The organism is Brevibacillus formosus (genome assembly GCF_003013405.1).
Classification (GTDB): Bacteria; Bacillota; Bacilli; order Brevibacillales; family Brevibacillaceae; genus Brevibacillus; species Brevibacillus formosus.
Window position 1 is genome coordinate 499229 of record NZ_PXZL01000001.1, and the last position, 25458, is coordinate 524686.

Genomic DNA, 25458 nt, shown 5'->3' on the forward strand with positions numbered 1-25458 from the left:
ATGTTTCCCCTCTATCGCAAACTGATTGCGGCCAGCATTCGTTCGCAAATGCAGTACAAGATAAATTTTGTCACGAGCGCTGCCACGACTGGAATGATTATGGTGCTCGATTTTATTATTCTCTCTGCCATTTTGTACCGATTTCACGATGTGGTCGGGTGGAATATTTACGAGGTTGGGATGCTTTACGGGATTTCCTCGGCATCTGTCTCCTTGTATCGACTGTTTGCCCCGGAAATTAACGACTTTGAGAAGTACATCGTACAAGGGGAGCTCGATCAATTGCTCATCCGGCCTGTTTCACCTTTGCTTCTGCTATTGACTCGGAATCTTGATTTGTCGAGAGTGGGAGGTTTGGTGCAAGGGGTGTCTGTTTTGGTCATCTCCTTGTCGGGTCTTGCGGCGGAAGGGCAATCGATCATGGGGTTGATGCTATTCTCACCGGTTGCCATTTTGTCTGGCGGAGTGATCTATTTCTCCATTGGTCTTGCTACGGCTGGGGTCGCTTTTTGGACGCATCAGATGAAAGACATGCTGACCTTTACCATCTATGCGCCAGCCAATGCTTCCAATTATCCGATCGGGCTATATCCAAGCTGGCTCAAATGGCTGTTTTTCTCAGCGATTCCGATTGCGTATATGAATTATTTGCCAATGCTGACGCTGTTGGGCAAAGGGAGCGAATGGTTTTATCCGATCCTCACCCCGGTAGCCGCAGCAAGTGCTTTTTATTTCGCTCGTATGCTGTGGAATGTTGGGGTTCGACACTACCATAGTACAGGGAGCTAAGGAGGGGTAACATGATTGAAGCAAAGCACATCGAAAAATCATTTTTCCTGAATCAAGCGAAAGAGGGGCGCTTTGCTTCTCTACGAACACTCTTTTCACGTGAACGAAGGGAAGTCAAAGCCGTCCACGATATCTCCTTTTCCATTGACAGAGGAGAGTTCGTGGGATACATCGGGCCGAATGGCGCAGGAAAATCGACGACAATCAAAATGCTGGCAGGAATTCTTCATCCCAGTCAGGGGGAAATACGAATCGGCGGTTATAGTCCGCAACGAGAAAGAATTCAGGTAGCCTCACAAATCGGAGTGGTGTTCGGGCAACGAACACAGCTTTGGTGGGATCTGCCAGTCAGAGATTCCTTCGAAATTTTGCAAGCGATGTACAAGATTGACGACAAGGCGTATCGACGATCGATGGAGGTGTATCAGGAACTGCTGGACCTCCATGAATTCCTTGATACGCCAGTGCGCAAGTTGTCGTTAGGTCAAAGGATGAGAGCTGATTTAGCGGCCGCTCTGCTGCATGATCCGCCTGTCCTGTTTTTAGACGAGCCGACGATTGGGTTGGATGTGGTTGCGAAGACTCGCATCAGAGCTTTTTTGAAAGACGTGAATCAGACCCAGAAGAAGACCATTCTATTGACGACTCATGATATGGACGATATTGAACAGCTCTGCAACCGGATTATCGTGATCAATCATGGCAAAAAGATGATGGATACGAGCTTGGCCGATTTGCGACGCCAGATAGGGCTGCCAAGTCTCATACGAATTGAATTTCGACAACCGCCTGAAAAGCTTTACGACCTAGAGGGAATCGAGCGGATGGAGCTGTCAGAGAATGTACTTTCGATTTACTTCGACAAAGGAAAAATTTCTTCGCCGCGAATCCTTGCCGAAGTGGCGGGGTGGGGTGAGCCTTTGGACATCCAGATGAAAGAACCGGGGATTGAGGAGATCATTCGTCTCATTTATCGTTAGGGATGGCTACCTAATTTCGTGATCGACACTTGTAATTCCACATCTTCTCCCTTATACTGTGTTTTGGTACCAGGTATTAAAAACAGATCGCAATCATACATAGTACAACTGAATCCTGCTTAAGGGGGTGTTCAGCATCGCCCGCTTGCCAAAAAAAGATCGCCAGTCCCGCTTAGTGCAGTATCTGGCGGATAACCCATTTGCGACGGACGAAGATCTGGCTGAGTTATTTCGTGTCAGTATTCAAACCATACGCTTAGACAGACTGGAATTAGGCATACCGGAGCTACGTGAACGTATCAAGACAGTCGCAGAGAAAAGTCTTGATCCTGTAAAATCATTGGGCATCGATGAAATCATCGGTGAGATTATTGATCTACAGCTCGATTCACAGGCCATTTCCGTTTTGGAAATTAAAGAAGAGCATGTTTTTTCGAAAACACAAATTGCCCGAGGGCATTATATATTTGCTCAGGCCAACTCATTGGCAGTAGCAGTAATCAACGCAGAGGTAGCGTTGACAGCTACAGCGAGGATCCGCTTTGTCCGTCCTGTACGAGCAGGGGAAAAGCTGGTTGCCAAAGCCTTGGTGAGAAGCCGTAACGGCGACGAATGCAAGGTGCGTGTAGAGACGAAGGTCCAAGGTGAATTGGTCTTTACCGCAACCTTCCGTGTAGTTGAAATGTCGAGCTACCATAACAGCATGGATGAGGAGTAAGGAGGAGTCACGGTTGCGAATTGCAGTGGATGCGATGGGCGGCGATCACGCACCGAAGAGTACGGTATTAGGGGCGCTTGCTGCCATCAAGGAAAACCCGGCCATTACAGTTGTATTGGTGGGAGATGAACAGGCTATTCGGAACCACTTGCCGCAGGATATTCCGGCAAACATTGAAATCGTTCCTGCAGCGGAAGTGATTTTGCCAGATGATGAACCGGTTCGAGCTGTTCGGCGCAAGAAAAATTCTTCGCTGGTCGTAGCTGTTGAGATGGCCCGCGAGAAAAAAGTCGACGCGATGATCTCGGCTGGGAATACAGGCGCATTAATGACAGCAGGCTTGCTGTACGCAGGTCGCATGGATGGAATCGAGCGCCCTGCGCTTTGTGCCTATATCCCGAATACAAAAGGCCGCGTAACACTGACGCTGGACGTCGGAGCCAATATGGATGCCAAGCCGCATCAGCTTGTACAATACGCGGTGATGGGGAGCTTGTATGCTGAAAAAGTGTTGGGCTTCGAGCGTCCGACAGTAGGCTTGCTCAATGTCGGGACGGAAGAAGGAAAAGGAAACGAATTGACGAAAGCGGTTTTTCCTCTCCTTCAAGAAGCTGACCTGAACTTTATAGGAAATGTGGAAGCACGTGATGTTATGCAAGGAGCCTGTGATGTGCTCGTATGCGACGGCTTTGTAGGAAATGTTTTGTTAAAGGCCGTAGAGGGTGCTGCTTCCACAATCTTTTCGCAGTTGAAGCAGGAGTTTATGTCTAGCCTCATTAATAAGCTAGGAGCGGCCATTCTGAAACCAGGATTGGTTCGTTTTAAAAAGAAAATGGATTATGCGGAATACGGTGGTGCTCCCTTGCTGGGATTGAAATCCCCTGTGATCAAGGCCCACGGTTCCTCAAATGAGCGTGCGATGAAAAACGCCATTGTCAGTGCTACGCGGTTTATTCAGCAGGACGTGAACGAGATTATCCAGCAATCATTACAGAAAAATACTTTGGGAGAAAGCGAGTGAAGCAGATGAGTACAAAGCGTTCAGTAGGAATTTTGTCTACAGGCTCTTATACCCCGGAGCGGGTGTTGACGAACTTTGATCTGGAGAAAATGGTGGAAACATCTGATGAGTGGATTGTTTCCCGTACTGGAATCAGAGAACGCCGCATCAGCTCACCGGAGCAAGCTTCCTCCGACTTGGCTTACGAGGCTGCCAAAGAAGCGCTCGAAAAAGCAAACATCAGCGCAGAAGAACTGGATATGATCATTGTCGCGACCGTAACGCCTGATATGTCGTTCCCGTCTACTGCTTGCTTGCTGCAAGAAAAGCTGGGCGCTACACGTGCGGCTGCCATGGATCTTTCCGCAGCTTGCACAGGCTTTTTGTACGGAATTACGACAGCGACTCAGTTCATCCAAAACGGTTTGTACAAAAAAGTGTTGGTCGTAGGCGTTGAGACCTTGTCCAAAATTACGAATTACAAAGATCGAAATACATGTGTCTTGTTCGGAGACGGTGCGGGTGCGGCTGTTATCGGTGAAGTTACCGAGGGCTACGGCTTCCAGTCCTTTGAGCTCGGCGCGGATGGATCAGGCGGGTCCCTCTTGTGCTTGCCGGCAGGTGGTTCCAGAACGCCTGCATCTGCTGAGTCTGTCGAACAAGGATTGCACTATCTCTACATGGCAGGCGGAGAAGTTTTCAAATTCGCCGTTCGCGTCATGAATTCAGCAACAGAGGCTGTCTTGTCCAAAGCGGGTGTATCAAAGGAAGAGATCGACCTGTTGGTGCCGCATCAGGCAAACAAACGCATTATCGACTCTGCCGTACAGCGTTTCGGTCTGTCTGAGGATAAAGTAGCGATCAACCTGGATCGCTATGGAAACATGTCCTCTGCTTCCATTCCTGTAGCGTTGGATGAAGCAGTAAAGGCTGGTCGTGTAAAAGAAGGCGATAACCTGATTCTGGTAGGGTTTGGTGGCGGCTTGACTTGGGGAGCGACGCTCTTGAAGTGGTGCACGACTCCGGCAGAAGGGAGCAAGTAGGAATGGGAAAAGTAGCCTTTGTTTTTCCGGGGCAAGGTTCACAATTTGTAGGAATGGGGCAAGCTCTCTCCGAACAATCGGAAGCGGCCCGTCACATATTTGAGCAGGCTGATGAGGCACTCAGCTTTTCCTTGTCGGGACTGTGTTTTGCAGGACCAGAAGAGGAATTGAAGCTGACGGCAAATACACAGCCAGCTATTTTGACAGCAAGCATCGCTGTTATGGCAGCATTGAACGAAAAGTTGCCTGACTATAAGCCTGCGTTCGTAGCAGGCCACAGCTTGGGTGAGTATTCTGCTTTGGTTGCAGCAGGGGCTTTGTCCTTTGCAGATGCGGTCAAAACAGTGCGAGCTCGTGGTCAGTTCATGGAAGAGGCAGTGCCAGCGGGAAAAGGTGCAATGGCCGCTGTCTTGAACATGGACCGTGCAGCACTGCATGCGGTTTGCGAAGAAGTAGCAGCATCTGGACATCCTGTTCAATTAGCGAACATGAACTGCCCAGGGCAAATTGTAATCTCTGGTTCTGCTGAAGGTGTGAAGCTGGCCGGTGAAAAAGCGAAGGAAGCGGGCGCAAAGCGTGTCCTTCCATTGAATGTAAGCGGTCCGTTCCACTCGAGCTTGATGCAGCCGGCAGCAGATAAACTGAAAGCAGTTTTGGCTGGCGTTACGGTACAAGAAGCGACTGTGCCTGTTGTGGCAAACGTAACGGCCAGACCAGTGTCTGAAGCTGCAATCATAGTAGACCAATTGGTTCAACAAGTTTCTGCTCCAGTTTTGTGGGAGGATTCTGTACAATGGATGGTCGAAGCAGGAGTGACAACCTTTGTAGAAATCGGTCCAGGAAAAGTTTTGGCCGGTTTGATCAAGAAAATCGCACCAGCGGATACGACGATTATCTCGGTACAGGATATGGATTCACTTACTGAGCTTTTGAACGGAGGGGTACTATGTTAACAGGAAAAACAGCACTGGTCACAGGGGCTTCCCGTGGTATTGGGCGTGCGATTGCTTTGAAGCTGGCAGAAGCTGGCGCTAATGTAGTTGTCAATTACGCAGGTAGTGAGGCGGCAGCGAGCGAGACTGTTGCGCTGATTAAAGAAATGGGCCGCGATGCCATCATGATTCGCGCGAACGTTTCTTCTACTGAAGATGTCAACGACATGTTCAAAGCTGCTTTGGATCATTTTGGTGCGATCGATATTCTCGTGAACAACGCGGGAATTACTCGTGACAACCTGATCATGCGCATGAAAGAAGACGAGTGGGACGATGTCATTGCGACGAATCTGAAGGGTGTATTCAACTGCGTAAAGGCAGCGACCCGCCCAATGATGAAGCAGCGTTCAGGCAAAATCATCAACATCACTTCTGTGGTAGGTGTTCTGGGGAACGCTGGACAAGCTAACTACGTAGCTGCAAAAGCTGGGGTTATTGGCTTGACGAAGACGGCAGCTCGCGAGCTGGCTAGCCGCAACATCACGGTAAATGCTGTTGCACCAGGATTTATCGATACAGAAATGACTGCTGTATTGCCGGAGGATGTAAAAGCAGGACTTACAAGCCAAATTCCGCTTGCCCGTTTGGGACAAACAGATGATATCGCATCTGTCGTTCTGTTCCTTGCATCCGACGCTGCCAACTACATGACAGGGCAGACCCTGCACGTAGACGGCGGAATGTATATGTAGAAAGAAAACCTCAATTGAGCATTTTCACGAAAACTGGTTTTTTGAAAGCTCATCCACTATAATACGGGAGAGGGGGTGAAGCAAGATGGCAGATACTTTGGAGCGTGTGAAGAAAATCATCGTCGATCGTCTGGGTGTAGATGAGTCCAAAATTACTTTGGAAGCTTCTTTCAAAGAAGACCTGGGCGCTGACTCCCTGGATGTGGTTGAACTCGTAATGGAACTCGAAGATGAGTTTGATTTAGAGATTTCCGACGAAGATGCTGAAAAGATCACTTCTGTTGGTGAGGTTGTTAAATACATAGAATCTCACAAGTAGGATGATCTGTTGGAAGTCCCGTACCATACGGGACTTCTCCTTCAATAGCCACCTGTACATAATCCGAACAAATACACGTTTTGCATGCAGTGAATGTAAGAAGCTGACTGCTGACTTTCATATAGAGGTGATTGCAATGAAACGCAGAGTGGTGATTACTGGCGTTGGTGTCGTTTCTCCAGTAGGGAATGACGCGCAGACTTTCTGGAACAGCTTGCTGGAAGGAAAATCAGGCATTGACCGTGTGGCTGCCTTTGACGCTTCTGATTATCCAACACAAATTGCAGGCGAAGTGAAAAACTTCGATCCTGAGCAGTATATGGACAAGAAAGATATCCGACGTACAGACCGATTCGTTCAGTTTGGATTAGCTGCTGCCAAAATGGCTGTAGAAGATGCAAAACTGGAGATCACGCCAGAAAATGCGGAACGAGTGGGTGTATACATCGGGTCCGGAATCGGTGGTCTGACTACATGGGAAGAGCAGCATTCCGTCTTGTTGGAAAAAGGACCGCGTCGCGTGAGTCCCTTCTTCATTCCGATGCTGATTGCGAATATGGCGTCTGGTGCAGTATCCATTCAATACGGTGCAAAAGGACCAACTTCCAGTGCGATTACCGCTTGTGCGACAGGTACAAATGCGATCGGTGATGCACTGCGCTTGATCCAGTTCGATCACGCAGATGTCATGATCGCAGGTGGAGCAGAAGCAACAGTGCGTCCAATGGCATTTGCAGGCTTTTGCTCAGCGAAAGCGATGTCCACCAGAAATGATGAGCCGCAAAAAGCGAGCCGTCCGTTTGACAAAGATCGCGATGGCTTCGTAATGGGCGAAGGTGCTGGTGTTCTGATCCTAGAAGAGCTCGAGCATGCAAAAAAACGTGGAGCAACGATCATCGCGGAAGTCATTGGCTACGGGATGAGTGCAGATGCTCACCATATTACTTCTCCATCTCCTGGTGGCGAAGGAGCAGCGCGTTGCATGGCAAGCGCACTGAAAGACGCTGGCGTTGACCCAACGGAAGTTCAATATATTAATGCACATGGTACTTCTACTGGCCAAGGAGATATCGCAGAAACACAAGCGATCAAGAGTGTATTTGGCGAGCACGCATACAAACTGGCTGTCAGCTCAACCAAATCGATGACAGGCCATTTGTTGGGTGCTACTGGTGGGGTCGAGGCAATCGCGACAGCATATGCACTGCGTGATCAAGTCTTGCCTCCGACAATCAACTTGGAAAACCCGGATCCAGAATGTGATCTGGACTATGTTCCGAACCATGCGCGCAAGGCGACCGTCAATGTGGCTGTTTCCAATACATTTGGATTCGGCGGTCACAACGCAACGGTAATCCTGAAGCGATACGAAGCATAAATGAGCCCTACTGATAGAAAAAGTAGGCAGTCTCCTGGAATGGTGGTGAGGGTGATGAATTTTGCACAGCTGCAAGAAACGATAGGCTTTCGCTTTCGTGATGAAAGTGTTTTGCGGCAGGCATTCACCCATTCTTCCTACGTGAACGAGCAACGCGGCAAACGAATATCAGACAATGAGCGGCTAGAGTTTTTGGGGGATGCTGTGCTGGAGTTGACCGTCTCCCAGTTTTTATATAAAACTTTTCCGAAGATGAGCGAAGGGGAAATGACGAAGCTGCGTGCAGCCATTGTCTGTGAACCTTCTCTCGTCAAGTTTGCTGAACTGTTGAATTTTGGCGATCTCGTATTGCTGGGAAAAGGGGAAGAGCTGACAGGTGGACGTCAGCGACCAGCCTTGCTAGCGGACGTTTTTGAGGCGTTTGTAGGTGCGCTTTACTTGGATCAAGGATTGGACGCAGTCTTTTCCTTTATGGAAAAATACGTGTACCCGCGCATCGACAAGGGAGAGTTTGCCCAGGTAACAGACTTCAAGAGCCAGTTGCAGGAATTTGTTCAGCAAGACAATCTGGGAGACATCCATTACCGAATTGTAGAAGAAAAAGGACCAGCTCATAATCGAGAATTCGTATCTGAGGTGCTTTTGAACAATCGTTCGCTTGGCATCGGCTCTGGCCGTTCCAAGAAAGAAGCGGAACAGCAAGCTGCTGCTCGAGCATTGGTCAAGCTGGGGGATAAATAATCACTCGTCAGCGAGAAGGGCTGCATCATCTGCTACAAGATGGTGCAGCTTTTTTCTTTCGGGTGGGAAACAGAGGGAAAATACTGCGAGATGACCGCTATCTATGATACACTTACCTACAGATGACCATGTAGGCTCGTAGTAGGTAGCTCCTGTTCGATGCAGGGGCTTCTTTTCGGGTACCATCCGATCCTTGCATGTTTGTAAGTCTGTCAATTGGCAGGCAGTCTTGGATGGTTTCTTAAGGAGGACCGTACGTATGTATTTGAAACGCCTGGAGCTGGCTGGATTCAAATCCTTTGCCGATCGCACGGAATTGGAATTTGTACCAGGGGTAACAGCTGTAGTGGGACCGAATGGAAGTGGGAAAAGTAACGTTTCTGATTCGATCCGCTGGGTGCTGGGGGAACAGAGCGCGAAGTCGTTGCGTGGAGCGAAAATGGAGGACATTATTTTCGCGGGCAGTGACAAGCGCAAGCCAGTGAATTTCGCAGAAGTGACACTCACCTTGGACAATACAGACCGTTCGCTTGATGTGGAATATTCGGAGGTATCCGTTACCCGCAGAGTGTATCGTTCTGGTGACAGTGAGTACTACATAAACAACAGATCCTGCCGTCTAAAAGACATCATGGAGCTGTTCATGGATACCGGGCTGGGTAAAGAAGCGTATTCCATTATCGGTCAAGGAAAAATTGAGGAAATTCTCAGTACCAAGTCTGAGGATCGCCGTGGAATATTTGAGGAAGCAGCCGGAATCGTCAAATACAAAACACGCAAACGCGAGGCTGAGAAAAAGCTCGATGACACCGAGCAAAATTTGGTGCGTATTCACGATATCGTCAGTGAAATTACGGAGCAGATCGGACCTTTGCAGGAGCAGGCAGAAACAGCAAAGACGTACAAGGAGCTTCATCGCCAGCTGGTTGAGCATGAAGTAGCTCTTTATGTGCAACAAATTGAAGCGGCTCATACGAAGTGGGAAGCCGCCACAGGACGCGTAGAGGAACTCAAGCACCTGTTAATCGGCCAAACGACCGAAGCATCCAAGCAAGAAGCTGATTTGGAGCAAGCGCGTTTTCATGTTACCCAGATCGACCAATCTATCGAAGAACTCCAACAAGTACTTTTGACAGTCAGCGAAGAGACCGAGAAAGTCGAAGGGCAACGTGAGGTATTGCGGGAGCGTATGCGCAATCTCAATGCCAATCGCCAGCAGACGATGGAGCAGATGCATCGGATTACCGAGAAGCAGCACGGGCTTGAGGCAGAACTGGCAGAAGAACAAGAACGGGCCAAGGAAGCGGATCGCCGCATGACCGAAGCCCACGCTTTGCTGCAAGAAGCAGAAGGTCAATTTTTTTCCATGGTGCAATCACTGACTGATGACGTGGAGCGTTTGAAGAGCGATTACTTTGAGAAGCTCAACGAAATGGCGAATCTGCGCAACGAAAATCGTCATCAAGAGCAGCTTCTCAAGACAAGCGAGGCCAGAGTCGAACGTCAATTGTCTGGAAAAAAACAGCTCGATGAAGAAGAAGAGCAGCGGCTAGCTCAGTTAAGCCAACTCCAAGATCAACTGGAGAAGATCGTTTCTATTATTCAAGAAACTGGCGTTAGATACAAAGAGCTGGTCGAGGGTATGCGCGAAGGACAAGCCCGCCTTGAAACAGCCCGTCGAGAACTGCGTCACTGGGAACAAAAGCGAGAAGCAGCGAAGTCTCGTTTCGACCTATTAAAAGAAATGCAGTCGGAGTTCGCAGGGTTTCAACAAGGGGTAAAAGAAATTTTGAAAGCACGCGAGCGGGGCTTCAAAGGAATTCATGGAGCGGTCGCTGAGCTCGTTGTCGTGCCACAGCAATACGAGACAGCGATAGAGGTCGCATTGGGTGGCGCACTGCAAAACGTCGTCGTGGACAACGAAGCATCTGGTCGTGCAGCCATTGCTCACTTGAAGCAGCACAATGCAGGTAGGGCGACATTTCTACCGCTCGATGTTATCCGTCCTCGCACCTTGCAGGCAAGCGATAAGCGCCAGCTGGAGGCGGAGAGTGGAGTCGTCGGAATCGCGAGTGAGCTCGTGACCTTTGAGGAAGCGTACCGACCCATCCTCGAAAGTCTATTGGGCAATGTCATTATTACGGAAAAGCTGGAGCAGGCAAACCGTGTGGCCCGTACGCTTGGCTACCGCTATCGGGTCGTGACACTGGAAGGCGATATCGTGAATGCTGGCGGTTCCATGACAGGGGGGGCCTTGAAAAAGAACAGCACGAACCTGCTTGGACGCAACCGTCAGTCAGAAGAACTGGAAGCGCAGCTGGTAGAAATCGACCAGGCAATTTCTGGGCATACTACCCTTATGGAGCAGTTAACGAAGGAACTTTCGCAAATGCAGCAGGAGCAAGAAGCTCTGCGTACAGAAGGCGAGAGTCTGCGACTGAAAGAACAGGAAGTAAAAGGACTCTTGCAGCAAAAGGAATCGGAAGGCAGATCCTTGTGCGAACGAGCGAAGCTTGTTGAACAAGATATTGAAAGCTATCGCCGCGAGATGGAAGAAGCCAAACGCAAGCAGGAGCAGCTGCAAGCCTCTTTGGCAGCCATGGAGCAAGAGGAAAAAGAGCTCGGTGCGCAGATCGCAGAAGCAGAGGCGAAACGCCAAGAGCAGCTCGAATCCAAAGAAGAAATGAATCAAAAAATAACAAGTTTCAAGGTACTGAATGCGCAGGTCAAGCAAGAATATCAATCACGCTTGGAGCAAACAGAACGCTTGCTTGAGCAAAAAAGCCAATTGCAGCGCGAATGGGAAGAACAAAACGCGAACTTGGCATCTCTTGATGAGCTGGAGCGTACGAACGAATCGTCCGGGCTTGAGCTAGATCAGCGCATTAGCGAATTGCGTCAGGATAAAGACCGTGTAGCTGGCTTGATTCAAGAGCGGCGAAGCGAGCGGGCGACTCTCTTTTACAAACAGGAGCAAGTGGAACAGCAGGTGAAGGAAATCCGCCGCGAGGTCAAATCACTCGAGGAAAAGCTTCATCAGGAAGAAGTAAAAGTCAACCGCAACGAGGTAGAGCTCGATCATCTGTTGAATAAACTCTCCGAAGAATACGAAATGAGTTACGACCTGGCGAAGCAAAAATATCCGGCACGTGGCGAGATTCAAGAAGAGACACAAGTGGTCAATCGTCTCAAAAAGCAAATTGGGGCACTTGGCACTGTGAATCTTGGCGCGATTGAGGAATATGAGCGCCTGTCTGAGCGCCAGCAGTTCTTAAGCTCGCAGGAAGCAGATTTGAATGAAGCAAAAGACATGCTCTATCAAGTGATCCAAGAAATGGACGCGGAGATGTCGCGCCGCTTCAAAGAAACATTTGATGCGATCTCGGAGCAGTTCCGCGACGTGTTTGTCCAACTGTTTGGAGGAGGACGTGCAGATCTCGTACTCTCCAACCCAGATAACCTGCTTGAGACGGGCATCGATATCGTGGCTCAGCCACCTGGCAAGAAGCTGCAAAATCTTGCGCTCTTATCCGGGGGCGAACGTGCTTTGACTGCAATGGCCTTGCTTTTTGCCATCCTGCGTGTGAAGCCAGTGCCATTCTGTGTATTGGATGAGGTAGAAGCCGCTTTGGATGAGGCAAACGTTAACCGTTTCGCCGAGTACATGCACCATTTCAGCAACCAGACGCAGTTTATTTGCGTCACACACAGAAAAGGCACAATGGAGAGCGCAGACGTGCTATACGGTATCACGATGCAGGAGGGCGGCGTGTCCAAACTCGTCTCCGTGAAGCTGGAGGACAGTGACAAGTTTATCGAATCAGCCTCTTAAACGGATTTGCCATTCAATTGATACTACCCGCAAAGGAAGATGAACATGAGTTTTTTCAAGCGCCTTCGTGATGCTATTGTCCAAAAGTCCGAAGAGGTCACCCAGAAGTTTACGGATGGTTTGGCTAAAACGAGAGACCTGCTAGTAGAAAAAGTAGAGGATCTGGTACGTCGCTACAAAAAGATCGACGATGACTTTTTCGATGAATTAGAGGAAATTTTGATTACCTCCGATGTGGGTGTCAATACCGTGATGGAGCTCATTGACGACCTGCGGACAGAGGTTCGCAAGCAAAAAATCGAGAATGCGATCGACCTGCAGCCCATACTCTCAGAAAAACTGGTTGCCCTTTTGAAAAATGATGATGGTGCGGATACGACTCTGAATGTAGAGGATGGTCGTCTGAACGTCATTTTGTTCGTAGGGGTAAACGGAGTAGGGAAAACGACTACGATCGGTAAAATGGCGCATATGTTCAAGCAGCAAAATAAAAAAGTGCTGCTGGCAGCAGGTGACACGTTCCGCGCAGCAGCGATTGAACAGCTGGAGGTCTGGGGAGAGCGTGTAGGAGTTGACGTAATCAAGCAGCAGCAAGGCTCTGATCCAGCTGCGGTGATCTACGATGCGATTCAGGCAGCGAAATCCCGACAGGTCGATGTGCTGTTGTGCGATACAGCAGGTCGCTTGCAAAACAAAGTCAATCTTATGGAAGAGCTGGCGAAGGTACACCGCGTATTGCAACGCGAATTGCCAGGAGCTCCGCACGAGGTCTTGCTAGTTTTGGACGCTACGACTGGGCAAAATGCGCTTTCGCAGGCAAAAACGTTTGGGCAGTCTGCTGGAGTAACAGGTTTAGTCCTGACCAAGCTGGATGGTACAGCAAAGGGCGGTATCGTCATTGCGATTCGCAACGAGCTAAACATCCCGGTGAAATACGTCGGCTTGGGTGAAAGAATGGATGACTTGCAGCAGTTTGATCCTGAGCAATTTGTTCATGCCCTGTTTGCTGGATTGATCCAAAAAGATGAAACAGAACAGCAGGAAAATGCGTAAAAACATAGTGTTTCGAAGATGCAAAAATGATGTCAATAAAAAAGCTTGACACTAGGTGTGGAATTAGGTACTATAATCTACGTGCTGTAAAGAAAAAGTCTTTACAGTTTGAAACGAGTACCTCATAGCAAAGGATTGGTTTCATGTTAGAAAAGACCAATCAAGTCAATCTCTTGTTTGACTTTTACGCGCCGCTACTCAAGGGCAAGCAGCGAGAATATCTTGAGCTGTATTATCTGGACGATTTATCGCTCGGAGAAATTGCCGAGATGCATGAGGTCAGCCGCCAAGCTGTTTATGATCATATTAAGCGGGCAGAGAAGCAATTGTTTGAATACGATCAGAAGCTTCGCCTCGCTGAGCGTCATGAAAAACGCATGGACGTGTTGAATCGCATGAACGAACTTGTAAATGAGCTTTCGGAGAGCGACACAAGAGACGAGCTGAACACTTTGCTCCACCAACTGTCAGAGATGGATTAGGAGGGCTCGCATGGCGTTTGAGAGCTTAGCCAATCGGCTGCAAAACGCGTTTGACAAACTGCGCGGCAGAGGGAAAATAGACGAGACCATCGTGAATGAAGCGATGCGTGAAGTTCGTCTGGCCCTGCTGGAAGCAGACGTTAACTTTAAAGTAGTAAAAGACTTCGTTGCTCGTGTCAAGGAGCGCGCAGTCGGTCAGGAAGTTATGAAAAGCCTGACGCCTGGTCAAATGGTGATCAAGATCGTGAATGAAGAGCTGGTCGCTCTGATGGGTGGCAACGTCGCTCAGCTCACGATGGCGCACCGACCGCCGACCGTCATCATGATGGCAGGTCTGCAAGGGGCAGGTAAAACAACCACAACCGGTAAGCTGGCCAAGTATTTGCAAAAGCAAAACCGTAAGCCGCTTCTGGTAGCGGGAGACATTTACCGTCCTGCTGCGATCAAGCAGCTTCAGGTTTTAGGGGACCAACTCAATGTTCCCGTCTTCACTCTCGGTGATCAAGTCAGTCCTGTCGATATCGCTCGCCAAGCGATTGAACACGCGAAGACGAATCATCTCGACGTAGTCCTCATCGATACCGCAGGTCGCCTGCATATTGACGAAGCGCTGATGGACGAGTTGAAGCAGATTCGCGAGGTAACCAAGCCCGATGAGATTTTGCTCGTCGTGGATGCGATGACAGGTCAAGATGCCGTCAATGTAGCAGAGAGCTTTAATAGCCAGCTCGAACTGACTGGTGTGGTTCTCACGAAGCTCGACGGTGATACTCGAGGCGGTGCGGCACTGTCCGTCAAAGCTGTCACTGGCAAGCCGATCAAATTCGCGGCGATGGGTGAAAAGCTGGATGCGCTCGAACCGTTCCATCCGGATCGTATGGCTTCCCGTATTTTGGGTATGGGGGACGTACTCAGCCTGATTGAAAAGGCACAGGCATCCGTGGATGAAGACAAAGCACGCGATATGGAACGCCAAATGCGTCAAGGTGAGTTTACCTTCGACATGTTCTTAGATTCCATGCAGCAGCTTCGCAACCTGGGTCCTTTTGAAGACATTCTCGGCATGCTGCCAGGAATGAACAAGATGAAGGGCAAAATGAATGTGGATGAGAAGCAGATTGCCCGTGTTGAAGCGATCGCCAAATCCATGACCAAACAAGAGCGCGCAAATCCTGATTTATTGAATGCAAGCCGTCGCAAGCGCATCGCAAGCGGAAGCGGAACGAGTATTCAAGAAGTCAATCGCTTCCTCAAGCAGTTCGAGGAAATGAAAAAGATGATGAAGCAATTCTCAGGCGCTGCTGACAAGATGGTCAAGAAGTCAAAGAAAAAAGGCTTCGGATTACCTTTCATGGGAAAAGGCGGAGGCAACAACCAGGGCGGGATGAACTTCCCCTTTAACTTCAAGCCACCGTTCAAGTAAGCAGGCATGATCTCTTCGCGACACTGACTTGTCAGCTGGCCGCGATGGTTCAGATATAGTAGCACCAACGCAGATGCTCTTCTAGCGTTGATTAATACAGGAGGTGACACAACATGGCAGTAAAAATCCGTCTGAAGCGTATGGGTTCCAAGAAAGCTCCTTTCTACCGTGTAGTAGTAGCTGACTCCCGTTCCCCACGCGATGGCCGTTTCATTGAAGAAATCGGTTACTACAATCCGGTTGCACAACCGGCAGTGGTGAAAATTGATACCGACAAAGCGGTACAATGGATCCTGAATGGTGCAGCTCCAACTGACACCGTTCGTAACCTTCTCTCCAAAGAAGGCGTACTCGCAAAAGTACACGAAACCAAATACGGCAAATAAGTCGGTCATCTGGAGGTTTGATGATGAAAGCGCTGGTCGAAACGATCGCTAAAGCTCTCGTCGATCATCCGAATGAGGTTCGTGTTAACGCAGTGGACAAAGAGCGAACTCTCGTCTTTGAATTGTCGGTACACCCTGATGATATGGGGAAGATTATTGGCAAGCAAGGTCGAATCGCGAAAGCCCTGCGCACGGTCGTGATCGCCGCATCCGTGGAAACGGACAAGCGTGTCACGGTTGAAATTGTATGAGAAAAGACTGGGAGCTTTCCCAGTCTTTTTTCTAGTATCCAAGATGCTCTTAAACCATGATGGTTTTTCCGAAAGGAGTGGCGAAGGTGCTTACTATATTTCGGACGGTACAGGTTAAACTGATCATTACGGAAGCATCACGGGCTGCTCTCATTGATCAGTATAGCCAACGACTTCGTTTGCAGCGTAAAGAGTGGGAGCAGTGGCAGTTTCAATCAAAAAAGCTATTAACCGAGGCGAAGAAAAAGTCTGCGGATACATATGCGTTGGCGCAGGAAAAAATCGCGCAGGAAGAGCGTCGACGCAAGGAAAAGATAGATCACCTGACATATACCCTCCAGCAGGTAGAAAATCTTCCAGAGGGAAGCGAGATCGATTACCAGACGGTTCAAAGCCCTGTCACGATTCAAGAGGGCGATATCTGGGATGAAATTATGTCCGGAACGGAAATCATGATAAAAGATGGCCAGGTACATGAGATTCGGCTTCAAACAAAAAATGGGATCAAAGAAAAGGAGGAATGAACACGTTGAGCCAAAATAGCTTTTATGGAGTAGGCAAACTGGTTAATACGCATGGTCTGCGTGGTGAAGTACGTGTAACACCAACGACTGACTTTCCAGATCAGCGTTTTCGAAAAGGAAATGAGCTGTACTTGTTCCATCCGACACTCAGTGAGCCGCTAAAGTTGAAAATCGCTTCTCGTCGCTCGCATAAAAATTTTGAGATTGTGAGCTTTGAAGGCTATGAGCATATTAACGATATCGAAAAGTACAAGGGCGGAGAGTTAAAAATTCCAGAGGAAGCGCTGATGGAATTAGAAGAGGACGAGTTCTACATTCATCAGCTCGTCGGCTGCGTTGTAGTAACCGACGAAGGCGAAGAACTGGGGAAAATCGTGGATGTCATGCAGCCAGGAGCAAACGATGTGTGGGTAGTGAAGGGGAAACGCGGAGAAATCTTGCTGCCGTATATCGATGATTGCATCAAGGAAGTGGACATCGCGAACAAACGTGTGGTCTGCCATCTGATGGAAGGCTTGCTGTAGGAGGAACTTCAGATGCGGATCGATATTTTTACGCTCTTTCCCGAAATGTTTACAGGTGTTTTGTCCAGCAGCATTTTAGGAAAGGCAAGCGAAAAAGAACTGGTTGATTTTCATGTCACCAATTTTCGCGATTTCTCCGAGAGCAAGCACGGAACGGTAGACGACACCCCTTATGGCGGTGGCGGAGGAATGGTCTTGAAGCCTGAACCGTTGTTCCGGGCCGTAGAAGCCTTATCTGGAGAGAAGAAACCCCGAGTAATTCTGATGTGTCCACAGGGTGTGCCTTATCATCAGAAGCTTGCAGAAGAGTTAGCGCAAGAAGAGCATCTTGTCTTCATTTGCGGTCATTATGAAGGGTACGACGAGCGAATTCGGGAACATCTCGTCACGGATGAGATCTCGATTGGCGACTACGTCCTGACAGGGGGAGAGCTTGCGGCGATGGTGGTCATTGACAGTGTCGTTCGTCTGCAACCAGGAGCGTTGGGCAACCAGACGTCAGCTGTCGAGGATTCCTTTTCAACGGGACTGCTCGAATACCCTCATTACACAAGACCGGCTGAGTTTCGCGGCTGGAAGGTGCCAGACGTACTGTTGTCAGGGCACCACGCCAATATTGAAAGCTGGCGGTTAAAAGAATCGCTGCGTCGAACAAAAGCACGGCGTCCAGATTTATTGGAAAAGCTCGCACTGACAGATGAAATGAAAAAGCTATTGGCTGAATTGGAGCAGGAAAAAAAGTAGGGAACAAATAGGAGAAGAGTCTTGTAGTTTTGTGCCCGCTGTGTTAATATACTTCTTGTGGCAATTTTGCCCGCTGACTAAGGCGGTCCGCTACTCGTAACGCAGCTTAAGCGGCTGGACCTATGGGTTAGACGAGTAAGAACGTCTATCGGAAGGAGGAAATTCAAATGAACCAAATTATCCGTGAACTGGAAAAAGCGCAATTGAAACAGGACATTCCTGCGTTCCGACCTGGTGACACTGTTCGTGTACACGTTAAGGTTATCGAGGGTCAGCGTGAGCGTATCCAGCTGTTCGAAGGCGTATGCATTCGCCGTCGCGGTACAGGTATCAGCGAAACATTTACAGTTCGTAAGATTTCTTACGGCGTAGGTGTTGAGCGTACATTCCCAGTACACACGCCTAAGATCGACAAGATCGAAATCGTGCGTCATGGTAAAGTACGTCGTGCGAAACTGTACTATCTGCGCGATCGCGTAGGTAAAGCAGCTCGTATTAAAGAAATTCGTCGATAAGCGTAACGCTTAGAAAGAGGACTGGCCTGCTTGCCAGGCCTCTTTTTTCCATTTAACGATCTTGAAATAAAATAGCTCATCTTGACATATGTTACAGCTAAGGTTGGACGAGTTCTCATGGGAGGATCGTAGGTCATGAGCGAAGAAATTACCTCCAGTCATAAGAAGAAAAATGAACTATGGGAATGGATAAAGGCACTGGGGATCGCTTTGGTCTTGGCGTTTCTCATTCGTACCTTTTTGTTCGCCCCGTTTATTGTAGAAGGCGAATCCATGGAAAGTACATTACATAACAGCGAAAAGTTAGTTGTGAACAAGGCGATTTATTTTTTGCAAGATCCGAAGCCTGGTGAAATCATCGTGTTCCATGCTGAAAAGGAGCGAGATTACATCAAAAGAGTCATTGCTGTTGAGGGTGATACAGTAGAGGTCAAAAACGATCAGCTGCTGGTCAATGGCAAAGTGGTAGAGGAACCGTATCTTGCACAATCAAAAGAGCAAGCGAAGCAGCAGGGAGAGCCGTTCTTTACCCACGATTTTCCTCCGGTCCAAGTACCAGCAGACCATATCTTTGTGATGGGCGACAACAGGTTAAACAGTCATGACAGCAGAGCCATCGGTCCTGTTGCCGTCAGTACGGTTGTTGGCAGAGCTGAATTTACTTTTTGGCCGGTTGCGGGAATTCGCTTGACAAGATAACGCAAAGCTTCAAGGTAGGTGAGACATCATGACGATCCAATGGTTTCCTGGCCATATGGCTAAAGCACGTCGTCAAGTAACGGAAAAGCTGAAATTAATCGATGTAGTCATCGAGCTTCTCGATGCACGTCTGCCGCTTTCCAGCCGTAATCCGATGATTGATGAGATTGTCAGTGATAAACCACGTTTGATTTTACTTAATAAAGCAGATTTGGCGGATGAACGGGCAACAGATGAGTGGATTGCTTATTTTCGCAAGCAAGGCATTCGCACACTGCCAATTGATGCCCTGAGTGGAAAAGGTGTCAGCAAGCTGCCAGAAATGTGTAAGGAGCTAGCAGCTGACATGCTGGCAAAACGCAGTGAGCGGGGGATGCAAGGTCGAGCCATCCGCATCATGATCTTGGGAATCCCCAATGTCGGCAAGTCTTCCCTCATTAACCGCTTGTCCAAGCGCTCGGTAGCAGCCACTGGTGATCGACCAGCGGTAACCAAGGCGCAACAATGGGTAAAAATGGGCGATACACTGGAGCTTCTCGATACGCCTGGTATTCTTTGGCCGAAATTTGAAGATCAGATGGTAGGTCTACGATTGGCGGCAAGTGGGGCAATTAAAGACGAGCTTATCGATTTTACGGAGGTAGCATTATTTGTCATCAGCTACATGATGCATTACTATCCGGAACGCCTGATCGAACGCTTCAAGCTAAAAGAATTACCTGAGGATCGAGTAGAAATGCTCGAAGAAATCGGGAAGAAGCGCGGATGTCTCGTTTCTGGCGGTAATATCGACTACGACAAGGCAGCGGAAATTTTCCTGCGTGAGCTCCGTTCCGGCAAGCTGGGAACGATCTCTGTCGAGCGCCCGATTGACTGGGAAATGGACGAACCGATTGGTAAGCCAGTATCTTTTCCAGAATAAACTTTCCAGCCATCAAAAACCTGTCTATCGACATATACGGTAGGCAGGTTTTTTACTATGAGGATCTGTAAGGAGAAATGAGTCAATGAATCTAGCAGATATGTCGATAAAAGAAATACGAGTGACGATGGAAAAGTTGGACGAGGTACCCAAAGATTTTTTACAATTGCTGAAAGAAGATAAAAGAGCGGGGGTACAGGCTTTGGCGAAGCAGGCGGAAGCAGCGCTTGCACGCCAAGAAAAGCTCGCACAGATGTGGGCTGACATGACCGTCTATGAGAAAGCTATGTTTGATAAGGGGCATCAATACATATTCGGGGTAGATGAGGTTGGAAGAGGTCCGTTGGCTGGTCCTGTTGTTGCATGTGCCGTGTGTCTGCCCAAGGATTTTTACTTGCCAGGCCTGAATGACTCGAAGAAGATACCCGTATCCACCCGGGAGGCTTTTTGCGAAATCATTCAAAGAGATGCACTTGCTGTGGGAATCGGAATTGTCGATGCAGCAAGAATCGATGCGATCAATATATTAGCTGCTACAAAAGAGGCGATGAAGCTGGCAATCCAACAGGCAGGTAGCGCTCCAGATGTTTTGCTGATTGACGCCGTGCAGCTAACCGGAATGGATTGCGAACAGGTTCCGATTATCGGCGGAGATGCCAAAAGCGTCTCAATTGCAGCTGCATCGATTGTAGCGAAGGTCACCCGTGATCGATTGATGGCCCAGTATGCCGAACAATATCCTGCCTATGGCTTTGACAAACACGCAGGCTATGGCACCCCTGAGCATCTGGCAGCAATTGCTCGATTTGGACCTACGCCGATTCACCGCAAGACATTCACTGGCGTAAAAGAACACGCATAAAAAGGGCTAGTAACATACTGCCTACAGGAGGAGGATCTGCATGTTTTCCCCGTCGCAACTTATTCAATCATTCGTGCAAAAAGCACCCATATCCGCTCCGAAGCCGGTTGAGCTTACTCCCGGACAAGTGTTTAAAGGCACGGTAATCAAGCATTACCCGGACAATATGGCGCTCGTACAAGTCGGGGGAATGCAGGTTCAGGCTAAAATGGAAGCAAGTCTGGAACCGGGCCAAAAAGCTTGGCTTCAAGTCCAGCCATCAACAGGTGTCGTCACGTTGAAGGTTTTGGAAAGCGTCGGGGAAGGAGCTGGCAAAGACGCGTCCCTAGAAGGGCTAATGCGGTCACTGGGGATTGCCGATACAAAAGAGAACAAAGCAATCGTGCAGGCTCTGCTTGGTGCCAATCTTCCTGTGAATAAGGAAACGATTCAAGCTTTTTCGGCCGTTGCACAGCGATTAGGCGTAGATAATGCCACTATTGAGGCGTTCATGACTGCCATGAAACGAAATTTGCCGCTGTCTCCCGATACAATCGCAGGGCTCAAAGCTTTTTTATCGGACAAGCCAATGGGTCAGCTCATACAAAACCTGCTACAGCAAGCCTCGCTCTTTTTAGAGGGAGAGGGCCAGCCTTCACAGTCGACAGGGCAAGTGTCTCCAAGCCAATCACAGCAAGTTCCTGGACAAGCTAATGCAGCAGCGGGAGATGTTAAACAGCTTGTTAGTCAGTTAAAAGAAAAGTTGACGGGACTCTCTTTTCTTATCGCGGGCAACGATGGTACAGACGAGGGACTGGCAGTCAAACAAATGCCCCAAGGGAATCAACCCAATCAAGGTGCTTCGCAGAACGCGACTGGAGGAAGTCAGACACAGCCGCTGCCTGCGCAGAGCGGTCAGCCTTCATCGCAAGTGCAGACATCGCCCCAACCATCAGCGCAGGCTTTCCGTAACATACCATTGCCATCACAACCTGTTTCTACTGAGACTGTGCCTGCACCAAACACCGCCAGTAAACAGGTAGACACGCAGCAAAGCGCCATGACCGGAAAGAGTAATCAGTTGGTGTCTAACCAGACAAGTGGCCCAAGCATCGATTCAAAAATTGCTCGAAACGAGCCATCGCCTACTCCTCAGTCATTCCAGATGAATCAGGATCCAGTCCAAAACAAGCAGATGGCAGAGCAAAGGGCCGTAGTAAACGACGCGGGGCAAAAAGTCATACCACAAATGGTGTCTCAAGCATCTGGTGCAGCAAGCGGAGCCACATCTGCTAACCCGATTGCTGAATTGTTTCGTCATTTAGGCGTAACCCATGAAAGAGAATTGATGGGACAGGCATTTTCACAAGGGGCAATTGATTCGCATTCATTAAAGCAGATGGATACAGTCAAATCCCTCTTGCTGCAAATCAGTCAAGCGCCAGCTCAGGCACTTCCAACCGCCTTGCGTGAAGCAGCAGATCAACTGCTGCAACAAGTGACCGGACAGCAGTTGATGATGATACAACCCTCTAACCAAGCTTTGTCTCAAATCGTTATGCAAATTCCGATTCGCCAAGGTGAAGGGGATGAGACGGCTTTCGTCCAAATTGAATCGAAAAAGAAAGGCTCTGGACAGCTTGATCCGGAGAACTGCCGTCTATTCTTTCATTTGGAACTCCAAAGTATGGGGACAACCATGATTGATGTAAGTATCGTGAATCGAATTGTTAACCTGCAAATTTTTAACGATACGCCATGGGTGGAAGCCCTCATTCAAGGGTCGAAGGATCGTTTTGCTGAGCAATTACAGGATGTTGGTTACCATCTATCGGCAATGCGTGTCCAGCCAGTCCCAGCCGAGCGCGGGAAGTCGACAAGTCCAATCAAAACCAAGGGCCCCATCCTGGCAGACTATAAAGGGGTTGACCTTCGCGTATGAAGCCATCCTCTTCAGAGCAAAAACGAAAACAGGCAGTTGCACTAAAATACCAGGCGGGTATCATGGAAGCGCCAAAGATTGTGGCTAAAGGCAAGGGGTACGTGGCTGACAATATACTGAAGACAGCGAAGGAGCATGATATACCGGTACAAGAGGACCCATCACTTGTAGAGGTTTTGGGTAAGCTGGATTTGGATCAACAAATTCCTCCGGAGCTGTATCAAGTTGTGGCAGAAATCCTTGCATTTGTCTATCGCATCGATAAAGGCGGAGGAACTAAATCATGAGCGATCGCCGCCGTCTTCTTGGTCAAAGAGGAGAACAGATTGCTGAAGAATATTTAGTAAACAAGGGGTTCCGCATTGTCGATCGAAATGTTCGAACAAAACGTGGGGAAATGGATTTAATTGCGCTAGACGGAAAGTGCCTGGTTTTCGTTGAGGTTCGAACCAGGAGCAGCCAATTTTTTGGAACAGCGGGCGAGTCTATTACCTGGAAGAAGAAACAGAAGCTGCGTGAGCTTGCCATTGAATACTTGCAAAAAAGCTCACAGCCAATCCCGGGCTTTCGTTTTGATGTCATCGCGATTTATACCGGTACATCAACGCAAGGTGGAGAATTCATGAAGCCGGTCATTGAGCATTATGAGAGTGCTTTCTAGGAAAAACGGGCTCTCGACCACGGATATATTGGGGATACGTCTACAGCATCAGTCGCAGAGCCAGCGTACTATGTACTGTACTCGACGCGATGAAACTCCTCCAAGCATCAATATCCGCTTTCCGGCTCAAAAGCTGGGAAGCATTTTTTTTGATGAAACGGATCGATTCGTACAGACGAACCCGGGATACAAACAATTGTTTAAAAGAAAAACAAATATTTTTCAAAAAAATAGCTGATTTGGTGTGACATTTTTCCATCTCATTCGTCAATAGAAGTATAGGAAATAATTTGGAGGTAAAAACCATGAAAAAGATTAAGAACAGTTTAATGAAAAACGTCTCCTTAGCAGTAGCAACTATTTGTACTGTTCAGTTTTCAGTTACAGGCATTGCTTCTGCACAAGTTGCGACACCAAAACCTATTGAAGCGTATAGCATGGTAGCAAGCACTACTGGCTTGAAAGCAAGCGTAGGCTCAGTGAATGTTACGATTGGGGATACAGAAACCATTCGCCTTACTTATAATGGCAGCCCGATCGATAACGCATTGGTTGATTGGGAAATTGGCAGCTCCAGCATCGCTTCTGTCAGCAATGGGGTTGTGTACGGTAAGAAAGTAGGAACGACTGTTGTTACTGCTAGATACAACGGTTATCGTGCTACAGTTAGAGTGACTGTTGACAGAGCGCAGACTCTCGAAGCAACGAAAACAGAGGTTTCAGTTAAAAAAGGCAAAAAAACAAACGTTAGTTTGAAATTTGCGGGCAGCAGTCTCCCTGGATCAAGAGCGACTTGGAAAACCGCAGATAAAACTGTTGCAACAGTTGACGATGGTGAAATTAAAGGTGTAGGCGAAGGAAGCACAGTCATTACTGCTAGCTACAAAGACCAAGAAGTAGAAATCCGCGTTGATGTTGAAGGCGGAAATTCAGATGGTAAGCTGGAAGCAGATGTTACCAAGCTGAAAATGGAAAAAGGCGATAAAGAAACGATTAAGTTGACATATGACGACGATAAACTTTCTGGTTCTAAAGCAACCTGGAAAACTTCGAAGTCCTCAGTAGCAACTGTAAACGATGATGGTGTCGTTACTGCAAAAGGCAAAGGTACAGCAACGATCACTGCAAAATACAAAGGCTACGAAGTAGAGGTTGAGGTTTACGTAGATACAGACAGTTCTGGCAGACTTGAAGCAGAAGAAACAAAAATCTCCATGAAAAAAGGGCAGCAAGACTTTGTACTGCTCAAATTCGATAATGAAAGAATTTCTCTCTCCAGTGCAACTTGGAGAACCTCTAATTCTTCTGTAGCAACCGTGAATAGCAGTGGTGTGATTACAGCCCAAGGCAAGGGTACCGCTACTATTACAGCAGAATACAAAGGCTACAAGGCAGAAATTGATGTAAAAGTAGATACTTCTTCTTCAGACATGCTGGAAGCAAGCGATACGAGCATTACCTTGAAAAAAGGTGCAAAAGAAACGATTCGCTTGAAATACGATGGAAGTTCAATCAGCGGTTCAAAAGCAACGTGGAAAACCTCTAAATCTTCCGTAGCAACGGTTAGCAGCAGTGGTACAATTACAGCAAAAGGCAAAGGTACGGCAACTATTACAGCTACGTATAAAGGCGAAAAAGTTGAAATTGAAGTAAAAGTTGACAGCAAAGGCTCTAGCAAGCTGGAAGCAGATGACACAAGCATTACCATTAAAAAGGGTGACTCCGAAAAGATCAAACTCACTTATGATGGCGATGACATCAGCAGCTCTAAAGCAAAATGGAAGTCTAGTAAATCTTCCGTAGCCTCAGTATCCAGCAGCGGTACGGTAAAAGGTAAAAAGAAAGGTAAGGCCACTATTACAGCTGAATACAAAGGCTATGAAGTGGAAATCGAAGTAACGGTAAAATAAAGGATGACAAGAAACTCGCTGAATCGTAACTGATTCAGCGAGTTTTTTTCCAAGTGAAAGGAAATCCTGTTATTTGTTGTGGAGGAGGAATGAA

General features: G+C 48.3%; 27 protein-coding genes. All 27 read left to right on the plus strand.

What is annotated here, in order from left to right; translation table 11 throughout:
- The 27 genes from C7R91_RS02355 to C7R91_RS02490 all read left to right on the plus strand — a co-directional run bounded on the left by C7R91_RS02355 (nt 1) and on the right by C7R91_RS02490 (nt 25364).
- On the plus strand, nt 1-789 hold the full coding sequence (locus C7R91_RS02355) for an ABC transporter permease (protein WP_047068018.1): 789 nt from the start codon (nt 1-3) through the stop codon (nt 787-789).
- Between the two features lie 11 nt (nt 790-800).
- Nucleotides 801-1769: an ABC transporter ATP-binding protein gene (locus C7R91_RS02360; protein ID WP_047068016.1), complete on the plus strand. Its 969-nt coding sequence runs from the start codon at nt 801-803 to the stop codon at nt 1767-1769.
- 127 nt (nt 1770-1896) lie between these two features.
- Nucleotides 1897-2487 carry a transcription factor FapR gene (gene fapR, locus C7R91_RS02365; protein ID WP_047068014.1) on the plus strand — a complete coding sequence of 197 codons (591 nt, stop codon included), beginning with the start codon at nt 1897-1899 and terminating at the stop codon, nt 2485-2487.
- A gap of 13 nt (nt 2488-2500) precedes the next feature.
- Nucleotides 2501-3508 carry a phosphate acyltransferase PlsX gene (gene plsX / locus C7R91_RS02370; RefSeq protein ID WP_047068012.1) on the plus strand — a complete coding sequence of 336 codons (1008 nt, stop codon included), beginning with the start codon at nt 2501-2503 and terminating at the stop codon, nt 3506-3508.
- A gap of 5 nt (nt 3509-3513) precedes the next feature.
- A complete protein-coding gene (locus C7R91_RS02375) occupies nt 3514-4530 on the plus strand; it encodes a beta-ketoacyl-ACP synthase III (RefSeq protein ID WP_047068614.1) in 1017 nt (338 codons plus the stop codon).
- A 2-nt stretch (nt 4531-4532) separates the two neighbouring features.
- Nucleotides 4533-5483 (plus strand): ACP S-malonyltransferase, encoded by a 951-nt coding sequence (gene fabD / locus C7R91_RS02380; protein WP_047068010.1) that lies wholly within the window; start codon nt 4533-4535, stop codon nt 5481-5483.
- Complete coding sequence (gene fabG, locus C7R91_RS02385) at nt 5477-6217, plus strand: 3-oxoacyl-[acyl-carrier-protein] reductase (RefSeq protein ID WP_047068008.1); 741 nt, start codon at nt 5477-5479, stop codon at nt 6215-6217. The genes fabD and fabG overlap by 7 nt, the downstream gene beginning before the upstream one ends.
- An 85-nt stretch (nt 6218-6302) precedes the next feature.
- Complete coding sequence (gene acpP / locus C7R91_RS02390; protein WP_005834336.1) at nt 6303-6536, plus strand: acyl carrier protein; 234 nt, start codon at nt 6303-6305, stop codon at nt 6534-6536.
- Between the two features lie 136 nt (nt 6537-6672).
- On the plus strand, nt 6673-7914 hold the full coding sequence (gene fabF / locus C7R91_RS02395) for a beta-ketoacyl-ACP synthase II (protein WP_047068003.1): 1242 nt from the start codon (nt 6673-6675) through the stop codon (nt 7912-7914).
- Between the two features lie 54 nt (nt 7915-7968).
- Complete coding sequence (rnc, locus tag C7R91_RS02400) at nt 7969-8655, plus strand: ribonuclease III (protein WP_026043146.1); 687 nt, start codon at nt 7969-7971, stop codon at nt 8653-8655.
- A 259-nt stretch (nt 8656-8914) separates the two neighbouring features.
- On the plus strand, nt 8915-12487 hold the full coding sequence (smc, locus tag C7R91_RS02405) for a chromosome segregation protein SMC (protein ID WP_047068000.1): 3573 nt from the start codon (nt 8915-8917) through the stop codon (nt 12485-12487).
- Nucleotides 12488-12532: 45 nt separating this feature from the next.
- The gene (gene ftsY / locus C7R91_RS02410) at nt 12533-13540 is read left to right on the plus strand and encodes a signal recognition particle-docking protein FtsY (RefSeq protein WP_047067998.1); all 1008 of its coding nucleotides are present in this window, start codon (nt 12533-12535) and stop codon (nt 13538-13540) included.
- Between the two features lie 143 nt (nt 13541-13683).
- Nucleotides 13684-14022, plus strand: coding sequence for a putative DNA-binding protein (locus C7R91_RS02415; RefSeq protein ID WP_047067996.1), 339 nt, complete (start codon nt 13684-13686; stop codon nt 14020-14022).
- A 10-nt stretch (nt 14023-14032) separates the two neighbouring features.
- Nucleotides 14033-15445, plus strand: coding sequence for a signal recognition particle protein (gene ffh / locus C7R91_RS02420; protein WP_047067995.1), 1413 nt, complete (start codon nt 14033-14035; stop codon nt 15443-15445).
- A 113-nt stretch (nt 15446-15558) separates the two neighbouring features.
- Complete coding sequence (rpsP, locus tag C7R91_RS02425; RefSeq protein ID WP_047067992.1) at nt 15559-15831, plus strand: 30S ribosomal protein S16; 273 nt, start codon at nt 15559-15561, stop codon at nt 15829-15831.
- Nucleotides 15832-15854: 23 nt separating this feature from the next.
- Nucleotides 15855-16082, plus strand: a complete 228-nt coding sequence (locus C7R91_RS02430; protein WP_007719711.1) for a KH domain-containing protein — start codon at nt 15855-15857, stop codon at nt 16080-16082.
- A gap of 86 nt (nt 16083-16168) precedes the next feature.
- Complete coding sequence (locus C7R91_RS02435; protein ID WP_047068613.1) at nt 16169-16606, plus strand: YlqD family protein; 438 nt, start codon at nt 16169-16171, stop codon at nt 16604-16606.
- Nucleotides 16603-17130, plus strand: coding sequence for a ribosome maturation factor RimM (rimM, locus tag C7R91_RS02440; protein ID WP_047067990.1), 528 nt, complete (start codon nt 16603-16605; stop codon nt 17128-17130). The genes C7R91_RS02435 and rimM overlap by 4 nt, the downstream gene beginning before the upstream one ends.
- Before the next feature lie 12 nt (nt 17131-17142).
- Nucleotides 17143-17874, plus strand: coding sequence for a tRNA (guanosine(37)-N1)-methyltransferase TrmD (trmD, locus tag C7R91_RS02445; protein WP_047067988.1), 732 nt, complete (start codon nt 17143-17145; stop codon nt 17872-17874).
- 167 nt (nt 17875-18041) lie between these two features.
- The gene (gene rplS / locus C7R91_RS02450; protein WP_047067986.1) at nt 18042-18389 is read left to right on the plus strand and encodes a 50S ribosomal protein L19; all 348 of its coding nucleotides are present in this window, start codon (nt 18042-18044) and stop codon (nt 18387-18389) included.
- A 135-nt stretch (nt 18390-18524) separates the two neighbouring features.
- Nucleotides 18525-19088 (plus strand): signal peptidase I, encoded by a 564-nt coding sequence (gene lepB, locus C7R91_RS02455; protein WP_047067985.1) that lies wholly within the window; start codon nt 18525-18527, stop codon nt 19086-19088.
- Nucleotides 19089-19116: 28 nt separating this feature from the next.
- Complete coding sequence (gene ylqF / locus C7R91_RS02460; protein WP_007719698.1) at nt 19117-20010, plus strand: ribosome biogenesis GTPase YlqF; 894 nt, start codon at nt 19117-19119, stop codon at nt 20008-20010.
- Between the two features lie 85 nt (nt 20011-20095).
- On the plus strand, nt 20096-20872 hold the full coding sequence (gene rnhB, locus C7R91_RS02465) for a ribonuclease HII (protein WP_047067982.1): 777 nt from the start codon (nt 20096-20098) through the stop codon (nt 20870-20872).
- A gap of 40 nt (nt 20873-20912) precedes the next feature.
- Nucleotides 20913-22793, plus strand: a complete 1881-nt coding sequence (locus C7R91_RS02470) for a TP0910 N-terminal domain-containing protein (protein ID WP_047067980.1) — start codon at nt 20913-20915, stop codon at nt 22791-22793.
- Nucleotides 22790-23080, plus strand: a complete 291-nt coding sequence (locus C7R91_RS02475) for an EscU/YscU/HrcU family type III secretion system export apparatus switch protein (RefSeq protein WP_047067978.1) — start codon at nt 22790-22792, stop codon at nt 23078-23080. Before C7R91_RS02470 ends, C7R91_RS02475 begins: the two co-directional genes overlap by 4 nt.
- Entirely contained in the window at nt 23077-23454 is a 378-nt protein-coding gene (locus C7R91_RS02480; RefSeq protein WP_047067976.1) for a YraN family protein, read from the plus strand. Before C7R91_RS02475 ends, C7R91_RS02480 begins: the two co-directional genes overlap by 4 nt.
- A gap of 305 nt (nt 23455-23759) precedes the next feature.
- Nucleotides 23760-25364, plus strand: coding sequence for an Ig-like domain-containing protein (locus C7R91_RS02490; protein ID WP_047067971.1), 1605 nt, complete (start codon nt 23760-23762; stop codon nt 25362-25364).
- Nucleotides 25365-25458: the final 94 nt, after the last annotated feature.